This window comes from Agromyces cucurbitae (assembly GCF_058349945.1).
Genome location: NZ_JBYRES010000009.1, coordinates 1 through 2,248, shown reverse-complemented (window position 1 = coordinate 2,248; position 2,248 = coordinate 1). Strand labels below are relative to the sequence as shown.

The window sequence follows — 2,248 nt, the reverse complement described above, 5'->3', positions numbered from 1 at the left end:
ACGTCGACGTCGCCTGCGGCGTGCGCGGGCGTCTCGAACGTGATCTCCGTCTCGCTCACCTGCGTGAACGGCACCGAGGCACCGTCGACCGTCACCTCGGTCGCGCCGCCGAGGTCCGTGCCCGTGATCGTCACCGGCGTGCCCCCGGCGATCGGCCCCGCATCGGGATCGAGCGAGGAGAGCACCGGCACGTCGAAGTACGTGAACGGGAGCGCATTGCTGTCTCCGCCAGGCGTGGTCACGACGACATCGACCGGCCCGGCGGCGTGCGCGGGCGTCTCGAACGTGATCTCCGAGTCGCTCACCTGCGTGAACGGCACCGACACTCCGTCGACCGTGACGTCGGTCGCGCCACCGAGCGCGGTGCCCGTGATCGTCACCGGCGTGCCGCCCGCGATCGGTCCCGCATCCGGGGCGAGGCTCGTCAGCACCGGAGCGTCGAAGTACGTGAACGGCAGCGCGTTGCTGTCGCCGCCGGGCGTCGTCACGATCACGTCGACCTCACCCGCCACATGCGCGGGGGTTTCGAAGGTGATCTCCGTGTCGCTCACCTGCGTGAACGGCACCGACACCCCGTCGACCGTCACCGACGTGGCATCCCCGAGATCGGTACCCGTGATCGTCACCGACGTGCCGCCCGCCACCGGACCCTCATCCGGCGCCAGGCCCGTGAGCACGGGCGCCGCGACGTAGGTGAACGGCAACGGGTTGCTCTCGCCGCCCACCGTCGTCACGACGACGTCGACCTCGCCCGCCGCGTGCGCGGGCGTCGCGAAGGTGATCTCGGTCGGGCTGACCTGCGTGAACGGCACCGACATCCCGTCGATCGTGACGGCGGTAGCGCCGCCGAGGTCCGTGCCCGTGATCGTCACCGGCGTCCCACCCGCGACCGGCCCCTCATCCGGATCCAGGTCCGTCAGCACCGGCGCGGGAACGTACGTGAAGCTGAGCGGACCGCTCTCGCCGCCGGGCGTCGTCACGACCACGTCGACCGCACCGGCGGCGTGGGGCGGAGTCGTGAACACGATCGTCGTGTCGCCCACCGGTGTGAAGGGCACGCCGACGCCGTCGACCGTGAGCTCCGTGGCACCGGCGAGGTTCGTGCCCGACACCGTCACGATCGTGCCGCCCGTCGTCGGCCCCTCATCGGGATCGAGCGACGTCAGTGCCGGCACGTCGTAGTACGTGAACGGCAGCGCATTGCTCTCACCACCGCCCGTCACCACGACGACGTCGACCTCGCCTGCAGCGTGCGCGGGCGACTCGAACGTGATCTCCGTCGGGCTCACCTGGGTGAACGGCACCGACACGCCGTCGATCGTCACCGCCGTCGCGCCGCCGAGATCGGTGCCGGTGATCGTCACCGGGGTGCCGCCTGCGACCGGCCCCGCATCGGGGTCGAGCGCCTCGATGACCGGGCCGGGCAGGTAGGTGAACTCGAGCGGGTCGCTCGCGCCGCCGGGCGTCGTGACGACCACGTCGACGGGACCCGCCGCGTGCGGCTCGGTCGTGAAGGTGATCTGGGTGTCGCTCACCTGGGTGAACGGCACCGCGACGCCGTCGACCGTCACCTCGGTCGCACCGCCGAGGGCAGTGCCGTCGATGGTGACGAGGGTGCCGCCCGCGGCCGGGCCCTCGTCGGGCGTGAGGCCCGTGAGCACCGGAACGTCGAAGTACGTGAACGGCAGCGTGTTGCTGTCGCCGCCGGGCGTCGTCACCACGACGTCGACCGTGCCGGCCACGTGCGGCGGCGTCGAGAAGGTGATCTGCGTCTCGCTCACCTGCGTGAACGGTACCGACACGCCGTCGATCGTCACCACCGTCGCACCGCCGAGATCGGTGCCCGTGATCGTCACCGCCGTTCCGCCCGCCACCGGGCCGGCGTCAGGCGCCAGATCCGTGATCGCCGGGGCAGGCACATACGTGAACACCAGCGGATCGCTCGCACCGCCGGGCGTGGTCACCACGACGTCGACCGGGCCTGCCGCGTGCGGCGGCGACGAGAAGGTGATCTGCGTCGGACTCACCTGGATGAACGACACGGCGACCCCGTCGACGGAGACCTCTGTCGCGCCGCCGAGGGCGGTGCCGTCGATCGTCACGAGTGTGCCGCCCGCGGTCGGGCCCTCATCGGGCGTGAGGCTCGTCAGGCTCGGTACCGCGAAGTACGTGAACGGGAGCGGGTTGCTGTCGCCGCCGGGGGTCGTGACGATGACGTCGACCGAGCCCGGGGTGTGCGCCGGGGTCT

At 71.5% G+C, this 2,248-nt stretch carries 1 protein-coding gene; it reads right to left on the bottom strand.

The window, feature by feature from the left end; genetic code table 11:
* A partial coding sequence (locus tag AC3RJ6_RS19275) for an IPT/TIG domain-containing protein (RefSeq protein ID WP_491428752.1) occupies positions 1-2,248 on the bottom strand: 2,248 nt, incomplete at both ends.